We start from the raw sequence: 1,246 nt of genomic DNA on the forward strand, positions 1-1,246 counted from the left end.
TGATCTTACCCAGCAATAGTGGACACGGCGCTAAGTGAGTAAACTCTTAACCAGAGGTAGCTCACATGACAAAATCAGCATCAAGCAAAAAGCAGTCCCGCAAGCAGTACACACCCGAATTTCGCCAAGAAACCCTCAAACTGGCTGAACGTATCGGCGTGGCCGCCGCTGCCCGCGAACTCAGCTTGTACGAATCGCAGATTTATACCTGGCGCAGCAAACTGCAACAGCAGCACTCTTCATCTGGACGTGAGCAGGAAATGTCCGCCGAAATTGTCCGTCTGAAACGCCAACTTGCTGAAAAGGATGAAGAGTTGGCCATTCTCCAAAAGGCCGCGACATACTTCGCGAAGCGCCTGAAATGAAGTATGTCTTTATCGAAAAACATCAGGCTGAGTTCAGCATCAAAGCCATGTGTCGGGTGCTCCGTATTGCACGCAGCGGCTGGTATGCCTGGCGTCTGCGCCGTCATCAGATAGCCCCGCGTCAGCAGTTTCGTCTTGCCTGCGATAACGCTGTCCGAAAAGCATTCAGTGATGCAAAACAGTGGTATGGCGCACCGCGTCTTGCTGATGAGCTTGCGGAGTACAACGTCAAAACCATTGCCGCCAGCTTGCGCCGTCAGGGGCTGCGCGCAAAGGCCTCACGCCGGTTCAGCCCGGTCAGTTACCGTGAACATGGTCTGCCGGTGTCTGAAAACCTGCTGAAGCAGGACTTTTACGCCTGTGAACCGAATCAGAAATGGGCGGGAGATATCACCTATCTTCGCACTGATGAGGGTTGGCTTTACCTGGCCGTGGTGATTGACCTGTGGTCGCGAGCCGTCATCGGCTGGTCGATGTCATCGCGGATGACGGCACAACTGGCGTGCGATGCGTTGCAGATGGCGTTGTGGCGGCGTAAACGCCCGGAAAATGTCATTGTTCATACTGACAGAGGCGGCCAGTACTGTTCAGGGGATTACCAGGGCTTACTGAAACGGCATAATCTGTGTGGCAGTATGAGCGCAAAAGGTTGTTGTTACGACAATGCCTGTGTGGAAAGCTTCTTCCATACGCTGAAGGTGGAATGTATCCACGACGAGCGCTTTGCCACCCGGGAAATAATGCGAACGGCGGTGTTTAATTATATCGAGTGCGATTACAACCGCTGGCGTCGCCACAGTGCCTGTGGCGGACTCAGTCCGGAACAATTTGAAAACCAGAATCTCGCTTAGGGCCGTGTCCACATTACGCGGGTAGGATCA

1 protein-coding gene is annotated in these 1,246 nt (G+C 53.6%); it reads left to right on the forward strand.

What is annotated here, in order from left to right; translation table 11 throughout:
- The first annotated feature begins 65 nt into the window (after positions 1-65).
- A protein-coding gene (locus ACQKDS_RS20190; protein WP_399674056.1) for an IS3 family transposase occupies positions 66-1,216 on the forward strand; the annotation gives its coding sequence in 2 pieces (ribosomal slippage) (positions 66-324 and positions 324-1,216; 1,152 coding nt in all).
- Positions 1,217-1,246: the final 30 nt, after the last annotated feature.

Origin of the sequence: Serratia sp. NPDC078593, from assembly GCF_050268245.1 — a bacterium.
Lineage (GTDB): Bacteria > Pseudomonadota > Gammaproteobacteria > Enterobacterales > Enterobacteriaceae > JBNNGK01.